Below are 19,599 nucleotides of genomic sequence, written 5' to 3' on the forward strand. Positions count from 1 at the left end.
TTTTATTACTAATGACATTTATATTTGTTTATTTTATTAAAATTACTATAGATATTGAAGAGACTAAAGGTGAAGATGAGAATATAAATGTTGATAAACAGAATAATGCAGGTAAAAATAATCTACCTATAATTGTGATAGATACGAATGGTGAAAAAATAGAAACTAATAATAGTGTTATTGACTCTAATGGCAAATTAATCACAAAATCTTCTCCAAAAATAAAATCAAAATTTAAATTATATGATGCTTATAATTTTCCTGAAGAAGTTAGTATTGAAGAAGATATAAGTATAAATGTACGTGGACAATCTTCTTTAAAATTCCCTAAAAAGCAATATACTATTAGATTTATAGATGATAAGAATAGGGAAAAGCCTGTTAGGTTATTAGGTATGAGTAAGCATGATAAATGGGTTTTGAATAGTTCTTATGGAGATAAAAGTTTAATTAGAAATTATATTGGCTTTAAATTAGCTAGAGATATACAAGACTATGCACCTAGAACACGATTTGTAGAAGTTTATTTAAATGACGATAATAATATGAACTTTGAAGAAGATTATATAGGAGTCTATATTTTAATTGAAAAAATAGAAAGAGATGAAGAAAGGGTAGATATACAAAAAGCCGAAGAAAAATATAAAGATGTAAGTTTTATTATTGCAAGAGATAAGATTAAAGAAGATGACATAGTTTTAAAAAATGATTGGAGCTATTTGGAGGAAAAATATATTATAAATAATGAGGGAGTAGTAAATAGAAGGACTTCTCTTACTCCAGTTTATCCTAGTAGTAAAAAGTTAAATATTAAATATAAAAATAAAATAGTAGATTATATAAATGATTTTGAATATCTTTTAAGATCAAATGAGTTTGATGATAAAAGATATGGATATAGACAATATATTGACATAGATTCATTTGTTAATTATGCTATGGTAAATGAGATAGTAAAAAATATAGATGGGGGAGAAGTTAGTGCATATTTTCATAAAGATATTGGTGGTGTTATGAAAGCAGGACCCGTATGGGATTTTGATTTAAGTTTGTCAAACACTGATGTGGAAGAAGTAAATGAACCTACAGGATTTCGAATTGTAGATACAATATGGTTTGAAAGATTGTTTCAAGATAATTATTTTGCTAATAGATATAAGATAAACTATAAAAAATATAGAAATGGCATATGGAAAACAGAAAAAATAAATAAGATGATAGATGATGCAGTTAAACAAATTGGAGATGCAGCTTATAGAAATCAAAAGAAATGGTATCCAAATGATACACCTGAAAATTATCAAAATGAGGTTGATAATATAAAGAAATTCTTATCTGAAAGATTAGAGTGGATGGATAGGAATTTACATTTAGTAAAAAGACTTAGACAAAACACTATAGATTAGAGGTGATAATATAAATATACGTAGATTTACTATAATATTTTTAGTATTATTATTGTTAGTAATATTTTTTATTACATTTGGTTACCAAAAATATATGAGAGATCAAGTATCTAAAAGTACCGATAATATAGATGGTTTGAAAAGAATAACTAAAATAAAAGATAATAATATTTATATATATGAAGAAGACAAATGGAAATATTTTGACATGAGAGGGGTTAGATTATCTTCATTTGCACCAGATTACAGTAGAAATAAAGGAAATATAGATAAAAAACAAGCTATGAGATGGTTAAATCAAATTGATAGTTTGAATGCTAATACTATTATTTTGTCAGATATAATGAGTCCTGCTGTTTATAGTGCTATATATGATTATAATTTAAACAAAGAAAAACCTATATATGTAATTCAAGAAATTGAGGTAGATGAAAGGAAGGTATTAGAGCATTACAACGCTTTTACTCTAGAGATAAAAAATACTTTGAAAGAAGATGTGAAAAATGCCATAGATATAATAAATGGAAATGGTTTTATATTTGGAGGAGATAGATATCCTTCAGGGATATACTTGAAAGATATATCTAAATATACTTTAGGGTATGTAGTGGGCTTAGGAACTAATCCTGAGATGGTAGCTCTTACTAATATTAAAAATGAAAATACGGGTACATTCTCTGGAGAGTACTATAGTACTGATGATAAATCTGAACCTTTTGAACACTTTATAGCAGAAATAATGGATTTTAGTGTATCTTATGAAATTGAAAAATATAATAAATTAAGTCTTATTTCATATATTACAAGCATAGAAACAGACCCATTAAAGCATAAAAATCAAACTGAATTACTTGAAAATGCAAATATAGATATTAAAAATATAGTAGAAAATAAATATTCTAATATTTTTGTAAGTTATAGTGCATATCCAAATTCAAATAGTTATATAAGCTATAATTATGAATCTAAAGAGTCATTTCTAAGGTATTTAAAAGATATAAAAAACTATTATAATAAACCTTTAATAATAACAGATATAGGGATACCATCTTCGAGAGGAATGTCAAGAATAGATGTAAATGAAGGTTTTAATAGAGGAAACTTTTCAGAGAGTGAAGCAGGCGAACAATTAGTCAAACTATTAAGCTATATAAATGACGCAAAAATTCAAGGAGTATGTATAAATTCTTGGCAAGATAATTGGAATAGAAGTACAGAATTTAACTTGATAGAAGATTATATTTTAGAAAGTAATTCAACATATTGGTTTGATGCTCAATCTAGTGATGAAAGTTTTGGGTTGTTAAAATTTGAAGCGAATAATAATAAACATATAGATGGAAATATTGACGAATGGAAAGATACAGATTACTTAATTAATCAAAAAAAATTAAAAATAAAAGTAGATTCTGATCCTTCATATTTATATTTGATGGTAGAAAAAGATGAATGGACATTAACAAGAGATGAAATGTATATAGGATTAGATATAAATCCTGCTATGGGCTCTAAAGTATGGAAAGATAAATCAGTTGAGTTTAAAAATAATGTTGATTTTATAGTAGAATTAGATGGATATAATGATTCTAGAATATTAGTAAATGAAAGATATAATTTATTTAATTATTTATATAAATATTATTCATATTTAGTGGACAAGCAGACTTATACACCTAATAAGAATAGTGATATATTCTCTCCGATATATATTATGAATAGAAAGCAGTTTTATTTAAAAGATGATAATAAAGTGTTAGAACCACTTTATTATGAAACAGGAAAATTACTTTATGGAAATAATAATCCAGAATATAATAAAAGTAACTCTTTATCAGATTTTAATAATAATGATAACACTTTAGAATTAAGAATTCCTTGGACATTAATAAATGTTATAAATCCATTAGAAAAAAATATAAGAGGAGATTTTTATAAAAATGGAATAGAAGATACAGTTAAAATTGAAAATATACAAATTTCAGCTTTTGCTAGGAATGATACTGATAAAATAATTACTGATAGTAAAGAGTATTCTATTCCTAGATTTAGAAAGGTAAAATATAATGAGAAATTAAAAGAATCTTATTATATACTAAAAAAATATTGGGAAAATAAGAGGTGATTATTTTGGAAGTTTATATAGTTATCATATCTTTTATAATTTTTGTAATTATGCTTTTTATAGTAAGTACTTATCTAATATCATCAATGATTTATAATAATTTATCAAACAAAACAATAAATAAAAAAGTGAATAAATTACAATCTATTATGTATAATAAACTGTCTAATGATAAGGGAATGAATGAAGAAGATATTGAACAAATAAAAAAAATATCATCTACAAAATTAGGGCTTAGAGCTTTTTATTTAGCATATAAGGATTATATAAATAATAATGGATATGATTTTGTAATAAAAGAATATATAAATAGGATAATTAGTTATGAAAAAATAAGAAAAAATAGTATTGTAAGGGATAAATATAAAAAAAGTTATATATTATATTTATTATCTGAATTTAGAATTGATAGTGAAAAAACTAGACAAATTAGTTTACAATCTTTACAAGATGATTCTATTTATATAAGAAACAATTCATTAAAACTAATTCAAAATATTGGAGATGTAGAATTAGCACTACAGGCAATAAATATTATAAATAATACTGAGAAATATTTTAATGAAAAAATATTATTAGATTTTTTGGATAATTTTAAAGGTGATATTGATATACTTGATAAGAAATTATTAGATATATTAGGTAATTATAATATAAAGTTAAAGACAAAAATAATAGAGCATTATTCAAATAGAAAAAATGATAGTTTAGAAATTAGAGATTCAATGCTAAATTATATATCAACAAGTGATAATAAAGATGTAATTATCTCATCAACTAGATATTTTAAACGAGTAATAGATAATAGAGTAGCTAATATTTTAAATAAGAATTTAAAAAACGAGCATTGGGAAGTTAGAGCAATAAGTGCTAAGGTTATATCCAAATATCCTAATAAAAAAGCTATAGATATACTCAAGCAAACTATAGGAGATAATAATTACTTTGTAAGATATAATAGTGCATTTTCTCTTATTAGTATGGAAGAAAAGGATCAGATAATGGAGGAATTATTAAATCACCATGACCGATTTGCAAAGGATATTTTAGCATATGTAATGTTTGTAAATAATATTATAGATTTTGAATCTTATAATAATTATAAAGAAAAATTTGCTGTGCAAGGAGGTTAATTTATGAATTTAGAGGATATAGTTTATTATATAAATGTATTTTTCTTTATATACATGTTTATATATGCTATAGTATTTTTCTTTACTACAAGCTTTTCAGCAATAAATTTAGATGATTTTTTTATACGTAAAAAGCATATGAGTTATTCTATGATTTCAAATAAGTTGAATTATATACCTATATCTATACTTGTACCTGCTTATAATGAAGAAATTACAATTATAGAAACAATAAATTCATTAATGGATTTAGATTATCCAGAATATGAAATTATAGTTATAAATGATGGTTCAGATGATAAAACCTTAGAGAAAGTAATAGAACATTTCAATTTAAGTAGAATATCCAAACCCTTTAGAAAATTAGTTAATTCAGAAGAAATAACTAGTATATATGAAAATCAATCTGATAAAAAAATAGTTTTAGTTAATAAAGAAAATGGTGGAAAATCTGATGCATTAAATGCAGGAATAAATATAAGTAAATACCCACTATTTGTATGTGTAGATGCAGACTCTATGTTACAAAAAAATTCACTTGAAAGAATAGTACAGCCCTTCTTGGAAGATAGCTCTACAATAGCAGTTGGTGGGAATATAAAAGTTTCTAATCAAATAGCTATAAAAAATGGTGAAATAAAAAATATAAATCCACCTAAAAAAAGCATTGTGTTATTTCAAATAATAGAATATTTTAGAGTATTTTTAAATTCAAGAGTATTTTTTGACAGATTAAATGCTAATTTAATAATATCAGGTGCTTTTGGAATATATAGAAAGAGTGCAGTAATAAATGTAGGGGGATATACAAAAGGATTAATAGGAGAAGATATGGAAATAGTAGTTAAAATGCATGCATTTTATAGGAAAAATAAATTACCTTATAAAATGAATTATGTACCTGATGCTATATGTTGGACTCAAGTGCCAGAAAGCTTAAAGATTTTAAAAAATCAAAGAGTAAGATGGCACATTGGTATGGGAGAGAGTTTAAGACGTCATAAATATATATTTTTAAATACCCACTATGGATTAGTAGGCATGCTTTCCTTTCCATATTTTCTGTTTTTTGAATTTATATCTCCTATTTTAGAGATTTTAGGTGTTTCAACTATAACAATATCATTTTTAATAGGAATTATAAATTTTAGATTTTTTATATTTTATTTACTGTTTTATATAGGGTTCAATGTAGTAATTTCAATAATATCAGTTCTTTTAGAAAAATATTTATTTAAGAAGACAATTCCTATAAAATTTATGTTTAAGTTATTTATATTTTGTATGTTAGAGTCCTTTGGCTATAGACAAATATGTTCATTGTATAAAATAATAGCATTGTTTAAATTAAAAGACAAAAAATGGGGTCAAATGGAAAGAGTGGAACAAAAATATTAATAATATATTAATAAACTAAAATTAGGGTATTTAATATAATGGTGGTAAAAGAAGCAGGATTTTTAAAACTTATGTAGAAGTAATATGAGATGGAGAGGAGGTGAAAAAATGAATAAAAAGAAAATAATATCTATATTACTTGTATTGACATTTTTAATGACAATTATGCCTATGGTATCATTTGCTGATGATTATGATGAGGATTTTGAAGAAGTAGTAGAACGTGTTAAGGAAGATGTAGCAAGAACGAACGAATCTATAGCTCGTAAAGTTAAGTTTGCTCAATTTTTAGCTGATTTACCTGGAACAAGTGAAGAAGACTTAGATTTAATAATACATGTTTTAGTTGAAGTAACGAACAGAGAAGCTCAAGCTATGATTGATAGAGCTACAAAATTAGGTGTAGTAGTAGAATGTCAATATGATTTATATATCATAGGTGGTAGAGAAGTATGGATAGACCCATTAGTAGTACCTACATGGTAAATAGACATAATAATAAATCAATAATCCAATATATTGGATTATTGATTTATTACTATGTTATAATATAAAAAAGAGCTACTATGGGAGGTTAAATAATGGATGGCTTACATGTAGGAAATGATGATACTTTTATAGAAAAATTTATACAAGGTGAAACTAATCTTAGTCTTATAGCACGTGGTGATGGTGCAGAGATAATGATTCAAAATATAAAGAAAAATATACATTTTTTTATAGAACCTGGTGAATCAAATGAACTTATGGAGTTCTTTTATATATTAGAAGGAAAAATTACATTTAAAATAGATGGAGAAAAAAAGATACTTTCCAAAAATGAATATTTTTATGTACATGAATTAAAAGATACAATTAAATTGAAAGCCTTAGAAGATGTGAAATTACTATATATAACTACTAAACCAGTATTTCATTATTTAAGTGAAAATATAAATGATTTAATTAGTTTATCAAAAAAAAGTCAAGAAAAGGATATGTATACTCATAATCATGGATATAGAGTTCAACAATATTCAATAGAAATAGCAAATAGACTAAGCCTTTCAGATGATATGGTTGAAAGAATAGCATATGCTTCACTTTTTCATGATATAGGTAAAATTAATGTACCAGATGAAATACTTAAAAAGCCATCATCCCTTACAAAGGAAGAATTTGATGAAATAAAAAAACATCCTGCAGATGGAGCTAAATTAGTAGAAAAAACATATTTTAAAGAACTATCAAGAGTTATAAATGAGCATCATGAAAAAATAGATGGTTCAGGTTATCCTCAAGGATTAAAGGGGGAAGAAATATGTCTAGAAGCCCGAATAATATCAATTGCTGATTCATTTGATGCTATGACATCTGATAGACCATATAGAGAAGGAATGACTCCTAGCCAAGCTTTATCGGAAATAAAAAAGTATGCTGGAATCCATTATGACAAGAAATTAGTAAAAATATTTGCTGATATATTATATAAAAATGAAGGTATAGAGTAAAATCCTCAAACATATGAGGATTTTACTTTTATATAGAGGTGAAACAAATGAAAAATAGTATAGATTTATTAAAAGATGATATAAAAGGTTTATTTTTTAAATATGTATCTGCTGCAGTTGCTGGAATGGTAATGAATTCATTATATATACTAGCTGATACTATATTTATAGGTAGGTGGATAGGACCTCGTGGTCTTGCTGCACTTAATATTGCTATACCTGTTTTTAATTTATTATTTGCCACTGCACTTTTATTTGGAGTGGGTGGTGCTACTGCTATTTCCGTATCTTTAGGTAAAAAGGATTATGATAAAGTAAATGTAATATTTACTTTATCTATGGCATTTATAATAGGCTTCGGACTTATTTATACAATACTTGGAAGTGTATTTTTAGAAGAAATTTCATATATTTTAGGAGCTGAAAGTACAAATATTGAACTTGTAAAAGATTATTTGAGAGTAGTATTTATGTTTGGATTCAGTTTTTTACTAGTATATGGAATGACACCACTTGTTCGTAACGATAAAGCACCAAGACTTGCCATGATGGCTACAATATTAGGTGGATTAACTAATATGATTTTTGATTGGTTATTTATAGTTATTTTTGAATGGGGTATGAAAGGTGCTGCTATTGCAACAGTATTATCGGCATTTACTAGTATAATTATATTATTAAGTCACTTTGTTAGTGGATTTGCATCATTAAAATTTACAAAAATTAAATTTGACTTTTCCATACTGAAAAGAATAATTAAAAATGGTATTCCGAGTTTCATAATAGAGGCATCATCTGGCATAGTAATTGTTTCATTTAACTTGGTTATTTTAAGTTTAATAGGTGAAATAGGAGTAGCTTCCTATGGTATAATAGCTAATTTATCCCTTATATGTGTATATATATTTACAGGACTTTCACAAGGCTTACAGCCTCTTATAAGTATAAATTATGGTGCAGGATTGTATTCACGAGTAAAAAAGATAAGAATCATGGGAATATTATCAGCATTTATATTTGGATTTGCGTTTTTTATTGTAGGTAATTTATTTCCTGAGAAATTGATTTCTCTATTTACTGAAGGAAGTGAAGAGCTTATAGCTATAGCTACAAGAGGAATAAGGATATATTTTGTGGCTTTTGTAATAATGGGAGTTAATATTGTAATAGGAACATATTTTCAATCTATAGAACTATCTAATTTTTCAACGATGATTACATTATCTCGTGGAGTAGTAATGTTACTTTTAAGTTTATTTATATTATCATACACTTTTAATATGAATGGAGTTTGGTTAAGTGTACCAGTAGCAGAAATTACTACACTTTTATTTGCTTTAATATTATTAAAAAAAGAATCTTATAATTTAAAATAATTTGCACATAATATTATTGTAAAAAAATAAATTATAGGAGTTGTCAAAATGGCCATAGTTGGAAATATAGGTAATGATAATATGCAAAAGTGTATTGATGAATGTGTTAAATGTTTAAGAGCATGTGAAGAATGCTTAACACTTTGTATGAATGAAGAAGATGTAAAGAAAATGGTATCTTGTATGAAGATATTAAGAGATTGTATAGATATCTGTGAGACTGCTATTGGATTTATGTCTAGAGGTAGTGAACATGCGGCTCATATATGTAAAGAATGTGCAGAAATTTGTGATGCATGTGCAGCTGAATGTGAAAAAATGAATACAGATCATTGCACAAAATGCGCTGAGATATGTAGAAGTTGTGCAGATGAATGTAGACAAATGGTAGGATAAAAATTAAAGAAAAACCAAAATACTTTAAATAAGTATATACATTAAGTTAATCTATTATTTCATTTAAGAGATATTAAGGTTGTAAGTAATGGGTCTATTATAATAGGGCCATTACTTTTTATTTTTTTATTAGCATTCCAATACTAGTGCCTATCCATGTACCTATTAAAGAACTTATAGTAATAAATCCTATTGCTAATCCTTCCCAACGTCTAATGACAGTTATACTTAAAAGAAACAAGATAATACAAATTAAACTCAATATAAGAGATATTGAATATAAAAATGTTCTTGAAACTTTAAAAGAGATAACTAAGATACCTATAGTAAATATAATTCCTATAAAAAATAAAGGAAACCAGACTTCTAAAATTGATGCATCCATTTTATCAACCTTCTTTCTCTTTTAAATAAACTTAATTTTATAAGAATACAAGTTTCTACTTTCTTTTTACTTTTTTTATGGTGTTATTTTAATAAAATGGTTATAGTACTAGTCTTTTTTCTTTTGCTTGTAAACATATACTGCATCAAAAATGTAGAATACACCGATACCCATAAGAATATATGGTATTAGAAAATGTTCCATATTAATAAATAGGACTCCTAAGATAATTAATATTATAGGCATTAACTTTCTGATCATTGACAAAAGAACCACTTCCTTTTAGGCATCTAAAAGCTAATATTTTTTATGAATAAAATAAACATCATATAGTAATTTTAACATAAAACAGTATATTTATCTATTGATGCATTCTTAATTTATTATAGTATTTTATTAAAGTATGTTTCTTTAATTGTATCTTTAGTATTTAGATATATAAATATGTGATAAAATAGATTAACGTTAGAAAACAGGTCATTCTAATGTAATATATAAAATTTGGAGATGATTATATGGAGAAATCTATCCATTATACAACAGAACCTCCTAATAATTTTGAGCAATTACTAACTCTTTAGAAAAGATTTAAAATGAAGTTGCAGAGAGGGAAATAGGAAGTCTATTACAAGGCAACAAGCTCTTAATATCTTAAAGAGTGCAGCTAAAGCTGTAGGAGTTAAAGATAATGCTGGAACTCATACATTAAAAAAGACTTGAGGTTATCATGCTTAGAAGAAGGGGTTTAGTCCCGCATTAATTATAGATACTTTAAATCATAGCAATTTAAGTATTACTCAAAATGATATTAATAATCTCTATGATAGTTTGAATATATATGTAAAAATTAATTTAGAATCATATGAATAATAATTGCTAAAGCATAAGATATGTAATTGATTGTTTTGCTGCTTTTAATATAAATATGTTATTCCAATCAGGAATGGATACATTCTATAAATTATTGAATACTTATTTTTTATTTTGGCTCTATTAAAGCATAGTGTTGATAATATTGTATATTTTAAGGGAACTCGTTAAAAGGTTCCCTTAACCCACATTTTATTAAAAATGCAAACAAAGATTTCCTCATACTCTTCGTATTGGGAAAAAAATATATCCTTGTCCATCTTCAGGACAGGTATAATCATGAACTGCACCTACAAGTTTGATATTGTTTTCTTTCAAATACTCTATAACTTCTGTAAATGTATTTTGACTTTCATTCTTGACATAAATATACTCATATGATGGAATTGTCCATTTCATCCAACCTTGTGGTGCTTGAGCATTGTCCATAACCTCAACACCTGCAAGGTAAAGTCCTTTTGTGAAATTATCCTCCCAAGGATTAAAGGAACGGGATAAATCGGACATTGCACCCCATATTCCAAGAAGATTTCCACTTTCATCTTTCTTCGCTAATGGTGACACTTCTGCAAAATTAGAATTAGCATCAGCCCATAATTTCTGAATAAAACCTTTTCCTTCATTTGTAGAACCTTCTTTACCTATGACTGAAAATGATTTTTTTATGCACTTTGTTATTTCCATATTTCAAACCTCCCATTATATTAAAGACTTTATGTTTGTATTTAATTATACATCATATAATTTTATAATTACAAATATTTTACATTAGTTATATATATTGCTCCTCTAAACCTAAAATCCTTTAATTTTGTGCGAATTTAATATAACCCTTATCAGTAAAAGTCTTTTGGCAGGAGTTACAGATATATCTTTGATTTCCGTTATACTTCTCATTTCTGGATATTTTATTATGTTCATAATGAGGCAGACTTTCCCCCTTGAAAATCTGTTTTCCTTAACTTCATTTGTATAGTCTTATTATAACTAATTCTACAGGTTATAATAAAACTTCAGCACAGTTGTTTAATATAGCCTTTATTTTAAACATAAAAACCCTACTTTCTACTATTTGTATATCTAAAACTAAAATTTTTCCTAAACTTCTATTTATTATATACTGAAATAAACTGTAACTTTTTATTATTTGAAACGTTTAATTAATGAGGAGGTAATGATCTGCATAAAAACTCACTTGATTATATCTATAATAAATTTTCAAAAGATGTATATTATTATCTCCTATCATTATGTAAGGATAAGTATATAGCTGAGGATATTATGCAAGATGTGTTTTATAAGGCATATCTTTATTTTGAAGTTTGTCCATATAGTAATATTAAATCATGGTTATTTACTGTAGCAAAGAATTGTTATATTGATTATATTAGAAAGAATAAAAAGAATATCTTAAAAGAAAGTAAATATTTTGATGGAATTCAGAGTGAAAAAGATATAGAAAAAGAAATTATTAATAAAAAGAAATTATTAATAAAAAGGAAGTAAAGGATACATATAAAGCATTAGAAAAATTATCTGAAAAACAAAGAAAAGCTATAATATTATGTGATTTTAAAGAATTATCATATAAAGAATCAGCAATTGTAATGAATATAAGTCTGAATTATTTTAAAGTATTATTATTTAGGGCAAGGAAAGCTGTAAGAGAAAATATGAAAGGGAGTGAAAAAAGTGAAAGATGATTTCAAAGATAAATTAAAGAAATACAAAGAAGGTAAATTAAGTGATGAAGAATCAAAAGAAATTGAACAAGAATTAGATAAATTAGAAATCTATCACGAGTTTATGAATGAAGAATTTAATGAAATAGAAGGAAAAGAATCTCAAAAAGAAGAAAGAAATTATAAAAAATAATTAAAAAAGGAAAATGGAAAGCTAGATTTAATATTGCAATTACTGCTATAGCAATTTTTATGGTTTTTAGTATAATACTTGGAATAATTACAAGTGTTTTTTATAATACTGGAAATCCTGCTAGAAGGGAGAATTATATTGATGCAATAAAATCAAGTATATATGTAACTAGACCAAATTTAAACTTTTCTTCTGTTGGAACTTCTCAAGAAAATTACTTTACTATGAATACAGAAGGAAAACTTGAAAAGCAAGTAGGAGATGGATTTTATGATGGAGGGGAATTAGATGGAAAATTTCTATTTAATAAGGTGAATTCAAATATTATAAAATTAGATTCAATTGAATCAATAGGTTTTATACATCCTGAGAAAAATTTAGAATATGATCCACAAAGTGATTGGGAGAAGCTTGAAAAATTGCATGAAGGAACTGTAGCAGAAGTATATGTTTCATTTGATAAATTATACAAAACAGATGAAATACTTGAAAAAATTGAGCCATCAAAATTAAATTGGCTATGGGCTGCTGTAGATATAGGAGATACAATACCTAGTGAAATGTTTTCAAATATAGGATTTCCTTCAAAACCTATGTGGAGGGAAGGAGATGGAATAACCTATACAGAAGAAACTGAGGACACATTATTTGGTACACAAGTAGTTTCTGAATCAACATCATATTCTTCAGTAGATCCATATGGAAGTGGAAAATTAAGAGATAAAAACTTTTTAGAGACACTAGAATTTTTAAATGAATATAAAGATATAACTGGTAAAGTGGATTATACATTAGGAAAAAATATAAATAGCATTATAAATCATATTGAAGAAAATGGAGTAAAAATATATGGTATGGTTATTACAGGACCTACTAAAGATATATTAAAGCTAAAAGAAGAAGATTATATAACAAATATGAGAGTGAAAGATGTAAAGCTTTGGAATCTAAATTAACTTCTCTAAAGATGTATTATTTAATGTAGTAATCTTTCCTCTTGAAAGCCGTACATATCCTTCTTTTGAAAAGTGTTTTAACATTCTTGAAACAACTTCCCGAGCCGTACCTAAGTGCCTTGCAATTTGTTCATGAGTTAATGTTAGAACACTTTTTTCGTTTCTATATGACTCATCTAATAAAAAGGAAGCAAGTCTTTGGTCAAATTTCAAAAATAATATTTGTTCTATAGCAAACATTACATCTGAAAATCTATTAACAGTTTGTTTGAGTAAAAAGTTTTCAACATATAGGTTTTTTGACAGTTTATTTATTACATTTATATCTATAGAAATAATTTCACCTCGAGTTTCTGAATCTATATGAACATCAAAATTTATATTTTTAATGGCACAAGAAGCAGAAAGTACACATGTTTCATTTTTATTTACACGATATAGTGTAACTTCTTTACCTTCTTCTGAAAGCAAATAAGTCCTTATTATTCCTGATTTAACAATTAATACTCCAGAGCAACTATTTAAGTTATTATGTATAGCTTCATTTTTTTCAAACTTTCTTATTATAGAAGTATTTATAATTAAATTTTTATCTTCTTCATCTAAGTTAGACCAAAAATTTAGATTGTTTTTTAATATATCAATATCATTTTTATTTAACATATAATTTACCTCCTATTATATTTAAATATCTAAGTGACTTAGTCACAGAAATATATTATATCATAATGTATATTATATATAGGAAAAATTTTTAGGAGGTATATATTAATGAATAATAAATGGTTAATTAAAGGAGTTATATTAGGCCTTGCCTTTTTCTTAGCAGTTTTATTGATAAAACCAATAGGAGTATCAACTCAATTTGTAATACTTGATGGTATAATACACAATGCAATAGATTCAGATGTAATAACAGAAGATGAAAACAGTCCAACAGGATATACTAGTACAAATGCATATTATGCAAAAAGTGATGGTAAATATGCAAAAGCAATAGAAAATCCATTAAATTATAGTTTTGTATTTGTACTTGCAATACCTTTAGGAGCATATTTAGCTTCTAAATTAAAATCAAAAAAGGCTATAGAAGATGAAGTTGAAAAAGATATAAATTCAAATGACTTAGAAGAGTTAAAAGGGTCAGATGAAAGTTTTATCAAAAAATATGGACCAAGTTTTATATCTGGTATTTTATTGTTATTTGGAGCTAGAATGGCAGGAGGCTGTACAAGTGGTCATATGATGAGTGGAATTATGCAAAGTAGTGTAAGTGGATTTGTATTTACAATAGCTGTATTTGCTACTGCAGTACCTGCAGCAATAATTTTACCAAAGATGATATTTAAGAAAGGGGCTAAGGTATAATGGAAATATTACTTGCAATATTATTAGGAGGATTTTTCGGTTTCGCACTATATTATGTAGGTTCAACAAGTTCATTTAATTTAAGGAGTATGCTTAGTCTTAGATACTTATCACTTATGAAAATAATATTATTTGCAATAGGATTTTCAAGTGCTTTAGTTTCTATTTTTGCACTTATAGGAATATTTGATATATCACATTTAAGTGTAAAATCAACTAATCTAGGTGTTATAGTAGGTGGACTTATATTTGGGTTAGGATTTGGTTTTGCAGGAAAATGTCCAGGGACATGTGTTGCAGATAGTTCAAGTGGAGGACTTAAAAAAGCAATATCAGTTATATTAGGTGGATTAGTAGGTGCATTTATATTTACACTTTCGTATGGTTCATTTAAAGAATTAGGACTATTTGATATTATGGATATGGGAAAAATGACATTATTTAATATATCAGAGGAATTTCCTTCTGTATTCAATATAGGATTCGGTGGATTGTTATCTATGGGTATAGTAATTATGATTATAGCATATATCTTACCTATGAATATAAAAAAAAGAGGATAATAAAAAGGATTTGGCATATGCCAAATCCTTTTTTAACTAACTAAATACAGCCTTTTCTTGAAGAAATGCTTCAAATCCTGCAATTCCACCTTCACGACCAATTCCAGAATGTTTATATCCACCAAATGGAGCCTTGTGAGAAGCATTTCCTTCATTTACAGTAATAGTTCCTGCTTTTATTTTATTTGCGATTTCCTTTGCTTCCTTTTCAGGACCAAATACTGCACCAGCTAGACCAAATGTAGTATCATTTGCTATTTTAATAGCATCTTCCTTATCTTTATAAGTTATAATCGATAAAACTGGTCCAAATATTTCATCAGTTGCAATGCTCATGTCATTTTTTACATCACTAAATACAACAGGACCTACATAATATCCTTTGCTATCATCCTTTGGCACTTCACCATAAATCATATTAGCGCCTTCATCTAGGCCTTTTTCAATATATTTCTTAACTTTATCAAATTGTTTTTTACTTACAACAGGACCTACTATTTTTTCTTCACTATATGGATCGCCAAACTTATATTTCTTACTCATATTTACTACTAATTCTTCTATTTTTTCCTTTTCATCTTCTGGTACTAGTAGTCTTGTAAATGCACTACAAGTTTGACCGGTATTATTATATACAGTATTTAATGTCTTTTTTATTCCAAGCTCATAATCTCCACCTTTTAGAAGTACTGCAGGAGATTTACCTCCAAGTTCAAGAGTTACTTTCTTTATTCCATTCATTGCTGCTTCTCCTACTTTCCTACCACCTTCAACTGAGCCTGTAAATGATACTGCATCTATATCTTTATGATTTGTTATCATATCTCCAACTTCAGAGCCTGCTCCTGTTACCATATTAAATACTCCCTTTGGAAATCCTGCCTTGTCAAAACATTCTGCTAAGGTATATGCTACAAGTGGCGTTTTTTGACTTGGTTTTAATACTATTGTATTTCCTACAAGTAGTGCAGGAATTATCTTCTTTATAATTTGTCCAAGTGGATAGTTCCAAGGAGTAATTGCTCCAATTACACCAAGTGGTTCTTTTCTAACTTTAAAACCATCTTTTTCTACTTCATATTCGTAATTCTTTGCTATATCCATAAAATCATCCATTACATCAATATATGGCTGAACTTGTGGATTAAGTGCAAAAGCTTTACTTCTTCCCAGTTCATCCATTATGATTCTAACCATTTCATCTTTTTTATTTTCCATTTCTTGTTTTAATTTTCTAACTAATTCTATTCTTTTATCTAAGGCTTCATACTGCCATGTTTCAAATGCTCTTTTTGCAGCACCTACAGCTTTTTCTACATCTTCCTTATTTGAAGCAGGAACTTTTGCAATTATTTCTTTATTTGCAGGATTTTCTACTTCTATAGTTTCAGTGCTATTTGGTTCAACCCATTTTCCATCGATATATAATTTATTATAATCCATTATTCACATTCCTCCTTAAAGCTATTTATACCTCATAAGAGCTAAATTAATCAAAGGTTAGAATTAATAGTAATATGATTAAGTTGAATGTAAAAATAAATAATGATAAAATTAATTCATTAATTATGTAGATAAGCTAAATTAGAAATGGATGTGCAAAATGAATAGAAAAGACATATATAAAATTGTTATATCTATATTACTTGGAATTTTAACTTTTATAGCAACATTTATTTCAATTAAAATAGATTTTAATGGATTTTCAATCAATTTTATATGGAGTTTAATACTGCCACTTTTAGTAACATTATCATTGGGAATGAAATATGGAATACTTAGTATTACTACTGGGCTAGTCCCATTATACCCGTTCTTTTTAGGATCTTATAATGGTTGGGCATCTTTAGTTCCTGCTATATCATTATATTTATGGATAATTATTCATGGATTTGGAAGAGATAAAAGAATATATAACAATAAATTTTATTATAATATTTATTTTGTGCAATTTATATATAATATATTAAGAATGATACTTTATCTGAGTCTATTTCCTATTTTAATTAGATTTAATCCACCTTTTTGGAATCCAGGTGCATATACGGAAATTGAAATAGGTATTGTATTATTATTTGCTATAAAAGGTGTAATTGTAGAATCTATATTTTTAGCATTAGCTGATGCACTTTTACAATTAGGGTTTGTCAGAAAGATATTTAAATTAGAATATTCAAAAGCTGCAAGATACAATACTAGGATAATGGCATTGATAGTATCTTTTGGATTGATGTTTACTTTATTAATTTCTTCAGTAAATAATTATATTATAGATAAAAACCCCACTCTAGATTGGATTATATATCCAGATGAAAAGACAAAAATAACCTTTTTATTATCCTTTGTATTATTCATAATAATGGGAGGAATATTAGTTAGATTTGCAGAAAAAAAGAAAAGTTAAATGATGAACTAGAATCAAGAGTAGAAAAGAGAACAAGAGAGCTTAGAGAATCAGTAGAAGAATTAGAAGGTTTTTCTTATACAATTTCTCATGATATAAAATCACCACTTAGAGCTATAGATACTTATAGTGAATTTTTAATAGAAGATTATGATGAGATATTACCAAATGATGCAAAGGATATGATATTTAATATAAGTAAAACCAGTAAAGATATTATATTATTAACTGATAAATTATTAGAGTATTCAACTACAAATAAGAAACAATTAGAGAAAAAAGAAATTGATATAGAAAATATGATAAAGGATATAACTAATAGGCTTAAAATTACTGTATATAAAGATATAGATTTAATATTCAACAATAAATTACCAATTATAAAAGGAGACAAAGTTCTTTTAGAGCAAGTTATTTTAAATATAATTTCTAACTCTATAAAATTTTCAAATATGAGAGAAAAGATAATTATAATTGTAGATTATATAGAGGGAAAAAATGAGTATATATTTAGTATTAAAGACAATGGAGTAGGTTTTGATATAGAGTATTCTCATAAGTTATTTTCACTATTTAAAAGACTTCATAGAAAATCTGAATTTGAAGGTACAGGAATTGGTCTTGCAATAATAAAAAGAATAATAGAAAAACACAAAGGAAGAGTTTGGATAGAAGGTAAAGTGAACCAAGGTACTACTATTTATTTTACAATACCTAAGGAGAATTGAAATTATGTATACAGTTATGATAGTAGATGATATGGAGATAATGAGAAGAAGAATAAAGAGGTTAAATATATGGAAAGACAATAATGATTTTAAAATATTAGACGAAGCTGAAGATGGAGAAATAGCATTAGAAAAATTAAGAAAAAAAAGAGTAGATTTACTTATAACTGATATTTCTATGCCAGTAATAGATGGAGTAGAGTTGTTAGAGAAAGTTTATAAAGAAAATTTAGCAGGGGCAGTAGTATTTTTAACTGAACATAAAGATTTTAGTTTTGCAAAAAAAGCTATAAGATATGATATATTTGATTACCTTTTAAAGCCTGTAAATAACGAAGATTTAAAAGAATTATTAAAGAGAGTAAAAAGATATTTAGGACAAAATTTAGATATATATTATCCTAAAAGTCAAGTAGATAACTATATTAAAGATATTTGTAATACAAAGATGGGAACAGAAAGGATTAATATAATTATAGATAATATTATTTCTGTATTAGATGGAGATGTATCAAAGATAATCATCATATTACAAAAGCTATATGAAGATATAATAAAAAATATTATTAAAAATCATAATTGGATATTAAACTTTCTAGATAGATCAAATTATAATATAGATTTAAATCAGTATAAAAATATAAATAATATAAAGAAAGTAATACTACAAAAAATAACAGAGATATTATATATTAAAAATAAGTTTATATTGAAAGGTAAAACTTATTTAATAGAGGATATTTGTGGGTTTATACTTAATAATGTAGAAAGTGATATAAATATGGAACGTATTTCTAATACTTTTTTTCTATCTAAAAACCATTTAGGTGATGTATTTAAAAATGAAACTGGTATTACCATTAGAGATTATATAGCTATGGTAAAAATAGAAAGGGCCAAATATTTATTGAAGCAAGATGATTTGAAGGTGTATGAAATAGCAGAAAAATTAGAATATAGTGTAGATTATTTTAGTAAATTATTTAAAAAGCATGAAGGTATATCACCTACAAATTATAAAAGCAAAAATATTAACAAGCATTAATTTGTCATGGTAGAATCCTTAATTAGTACATGGTATTTATAACTATATTTTTATATGATAAATATATAACAAATATTATATATG

At 25.8% G+C, this 19,599-nt stretch carries 21 protein-coding genes and 1 pseudogene; 17 read left to right on the forward strand and 5 right to left on the reverse strand.

The window, feature by feature from the left end:
- The first annotated feature begins 11 nt into the window (after nucleotides 1-11).
- The 8 genes from E0D94_RS02135 to E0D94_RS02170 all read left to right on the forward strand — a co-directional run bounded on the left by E0D94_RS02135 (nucleotide 12) and on the right by E0D94_RS02170 (nucleotide 9,321).
- Entirely contained in the window at nucleotides 12-1,406 is a 1,395-nt protein-coding gene (locus E0D94_RS02135) for a CotH kinase family protein (RefSeq protein ID WP_130805658.1), read from the forward strand.
- 94 nt (nucleotides 1,407-1,500) lie between these two features.
- On the forward strand, nucleotides 1,501-3,528 hold the full coding sequence (locus tag E0D94_RS02140; protein WP_130805659.1) for a hypothetical protein: 2,028 nt from the start codon (nucleotides 1,501-1,503) through the stop codon (nucleotides 3,526-3,528).
- Nucleotides 3,529-3,533: 5 nt separating this feature from the next.
- A complete protein-coding gene (locus E0D94_RS02145; RefSeq protein ID WP_130805660.1) occupies nucleotides 3,534-4,661 on the forward strand; it encodes a HEAT repeat domain-containing protein in 1,128 nt (375 codons plus the stop codon).
- A 3-nt stretch (nucleotides 4,662-4,664) separates the two neighbouring features.
- Complete coding sequence (locus E0D94_RS02150; RefSeq protein WP_130805661.1) at nucleotides 4,665-6,059, forward strand: glycosyltransferase family 2 protein; 1,395 nt, start codon at nucleotides 4,665-4,667, stop codon at nucleotides 6,057-6,059.
- A gap of 108 nt (nucleotides 6,060-6,167) precedes the next feature.
- Nucleotides 6,168-6,545 carry a hypothetical protein gene (locus tag E0D94_RS02155; protein WP_130805662.1) on the forward strand — a complete coding sequence of 126 codons (378 nt, stop codon included), beginning with the start codon at nucleotides 6,168-6,170 and terminating at the stop codon, nucleotides 6,543-6,545.
- A 95-nt stretch (nucleotides 6,546-6,640) separates the two neighbouring features.
- Complete coding sequence (locus E0D94_RS02160) at nucleotides 6,641-7,549, forward strand: HD-GYP domain-containing protein (protein WP_130805663.1); 909 nt, start codon at nucleotides 6,641-6,643, stop codon at nucleotides 7,547-7,549.
- A gap of 47 nt (nucleotides 7,550-7,596) precedes the next feature.
- Nucleotides 7,597-8,925, forward strand: a complete 1,329-nt coding sequence (locus E0D94_RS02165) for an MATE family efflux transporter (protein WP_130805664.1) — start codon at nucleotides 7,597-7,599, stop codon at nucleotides 8,923-8,925.
- A gap of 48 nt (nucleotides 8,926-8,973) precedes the next feature.
- Complete coding sequence (locus E0D94_RS02170; RefSeq protein WP_130805665.1) at nucleotides 8,974-9,321, forward strand: four-helix bundle copper-binding protein; 348 nt, start codon at nucleotides 8,974-8,976, stop codon at nucleotides 9,319-9,321.
- A gap of 118 nt (nucleotides 9,322-9,439) precedes the next feature.
- Here E0D94_RS02170 and E0D94_RS02175 read toward each other — a convergent pair whose 3' ends face one another.
- From E0D94_RS02175 to E0D94_RS02185, 3 genes and pseudogenes are all read right to left on the reverse strand, one after another.
- Nucleotides 9,440-9,706 carry a YesK family protein gene (locus E0D94_RS02175; RefSeq protein ID WP_130805666.1) on the reverse strand — a complete coding sequence of 89 codons (267 nt, stop codon included), beginning with the start codon at nucleotides 9,704-9,706 and terminating at the stop codon, nucleotides 9,440-9,442.
- Between the two features lie 1,089 nt (nucleotides 9,707-10,795).
- Nucleotides 10,796-11,260, reverse strand: a complete 465-nt coding sequence (locus E0D94_RS02180; RefSeq protein WP_130805667.1) for a GyrI-like domain-containing protein — start codon at nucleotides 11,258-11,260, stop codon at nucleotides 10,796-10,798.
- Between the two features lie 151 nt (nucleotides 11,261-11,411).
- Nucleotides 11,412-11,542, reverse strand: a pseudogene (locus E0D94_RS02185) (IS1/IS1595 family N-terminal zinc-binding domain-containing protein); the annotation flags it as partial.
- Between the two features lie 237 nt (nucleotides 11,543-11,779).
- Between E0D94_RS02185 and E0D94_RS02190 the strand changes: the two are divergent.
- From E0D94_RS02190 to E0D94_RS02205, 4 genes are read left to right on the forward strand one after another with little or no spacing between them, the layout of a single operon-like run.
- Nucleotides 11,780-12,082: a sigma factor gene (locus tag E0D94_RS02190; RefSeq protein WP_278044693.1), complete on the forward strand. Its 303-nt coding sequence runs from the start codon at nucleotides 11,780-11,782 to the stop codon at nucleotides 12,080-12,082.
- Entirely contained in the window at nucleotides 12,064-12,279 is a 216-nt protein-coding gene (locus tag E0D94_RS15165; RefSeq protein ID WP_423213399.1) for an RNA polymerase sigma factor, read from the forward strand. Before E0D94_RS02190 ends, E0D94_RS15165 begins: the two co-directional genes overlap by 19 nt.
- Nucleotides 12,269-12,451: a hypothetical protein gene (locus E0D94_RS02200; protein WP_130805669.1), complete on the forward strand. Its 183-nt coding sequence runs from the start codon at nucleotides 12,269-12,271 to the stop codon at nucleotides 12,449-12,451. The genes E0D94_RS15165 and E0D94_RS02200 overlap by 11 nt, the downstream gene beginning before the upstream one ends.
- Nucleotides 12,452-12,504: 53 nt before the next feature.
- On the forward strand, nucleotides 12,505-13,407 hold the full coding sequence (locus E0D94_RS02205; protein ID WP_242620514.1) for an anti-sigma factor: 903 nt from the start codon (nucleotides 12,505-12,507) through the stop codon (nucleotides 13,405-13,407).
- Here E0D94_RS02205 and E0D94_RS02210 read toward each other — a convergent pair.
- Nucleotides 13,399-14,070 carry a Crp/Fnr family transcriptional regulator gene (locus tag E0D94_RS02210; protein WP_130805671.1) on the reverse strand — a complete coding sequence of 224 codons (672 nt, stop codon included), beginning with the start codon at nucleotides 14,068-14,070 and terminating at the stop codon, nucleotides 13,399-13,401. The genes E0D94_RS02205 and E0D94_RS02210 overlap by 9 nt on opposite strands.
- A 108-nt stretch (nucleotides 14,071-14,178) precedes the next feature.
- On the opposite strand from E0D94_RS02210, the gene E0D94_RS02215 reads away from it, so the two are divergent.
- Together E0D94_RS02215 and E0D94_RS02220 are read left to right on the forward strand one after the other, a co-directional pair.
- Nucleotides 14,179-14,775 carry a YeeE/YedE thiosulfate transporter family protein gene (locus E0D94_RS02215; RefSeq protein WP_130805672.1) on the forward strand — a complete coding sequence of 199 codons (597 nt, stop codon included), beginning with the start codon at nucleotides 14,179-14,181 and terminating at the stop codon, nucleotides 14,773-14,775.
- Nucleotides 14,775-15,338, forward strand: coding sequence for a YeeE/YedE thiosulfate transporter family protein (locus E0D94_RS02220; protein ID WP_130805673.1), 564 nt, complete (start codon nucleotides 14,775-14,777; stop codon nucleotides 15,336-15,338). The genes E0D94_RS02215 and E0D94_RS02220 overlap by 1 nt, the downstream gene beginning before the upstream one ends.
- A gap of 36 nt (nucleotides 15,339-15,374) precedes the next feature.
- Here the strand turns inward: E0D94_RS02220 and E0D94_RS02225 are convergent, their stop codons facing one another.
- The gene (locus E0D94_RS02225; protein WP_130805674.1) at nucleotides 15,375-16,781 is read right to left on the reverse strand and encodes an aldehyde dehydrogenase family protein; all 1,407 of its coding nucleotides are present in this window, start codon (nucleotides 16,779-16,781) and stop codon (nucleotides 15,375-15,377) included.
- 160 nt (nucleotides 16,782-16,941) lie between these two features.
- Between E0D94_RS02225 and E0D94_RS15000 the strand changes: the two genes are divergently transcribed.
- The 3 genes from E0D94_RS15000 (at nucleotide 16,942) to E0D94_RS02235 (ending at nucleotide 19,515) form a co-directional block, all read left to right on the forward strand.
- Nucleotides 16,942-17,742 carry a hypothetical protein gene (locus tag E0D94_RS15000; RefSeq protein ID WP_242620465.1) on the forward strand — a complete coding sequence of 267 codons (801 nt, stop codon included), beginning with the start codon at nucleotides 16,942-16,944 and terminating at the stop codon, nucleotides 17,740-17,742.
- A 116-nt stretch (nucleotides 17,743-17,858) separates the two neighbouring features.
- Complete coding sequence (locus E0D94_RS15005) at nucleotides 17,859-18,470, forward strand: sensor histidine kinase (RefSeq protein ID WP_341274567.1); 612 nt, start codon at nucleotides 17,859-17,861, stop codon at nucleotides 18,468-18,470.
- 4 nt (nucleotides 18,471-18,474) lie between these two features.
- Nucleotides 18,475-19,515 (forward strand): response regulator transcription factor, encoded by a 1,041-nt coding sequence (locus E0D94_RS02235; RefSeq protein ID WP_130805675.1) that lies wholly within the window; start codon nucleotides 18,475-18,477, stop codon nucleotides 19,513-19,515.
- Nucleotides 19,516-19,599: the final 84 nt, after the last annotated feature.

It is taken from the genome of Senegalia massiliensis (genome assembly GCF_900626135.1).
GTDB classification, from domain to species: domain Bacteria; phylum Bacillota; class Clostridia; order Tissierellales; family SIT17; genus Anaeromonas; species Anaeromonas massiliensis.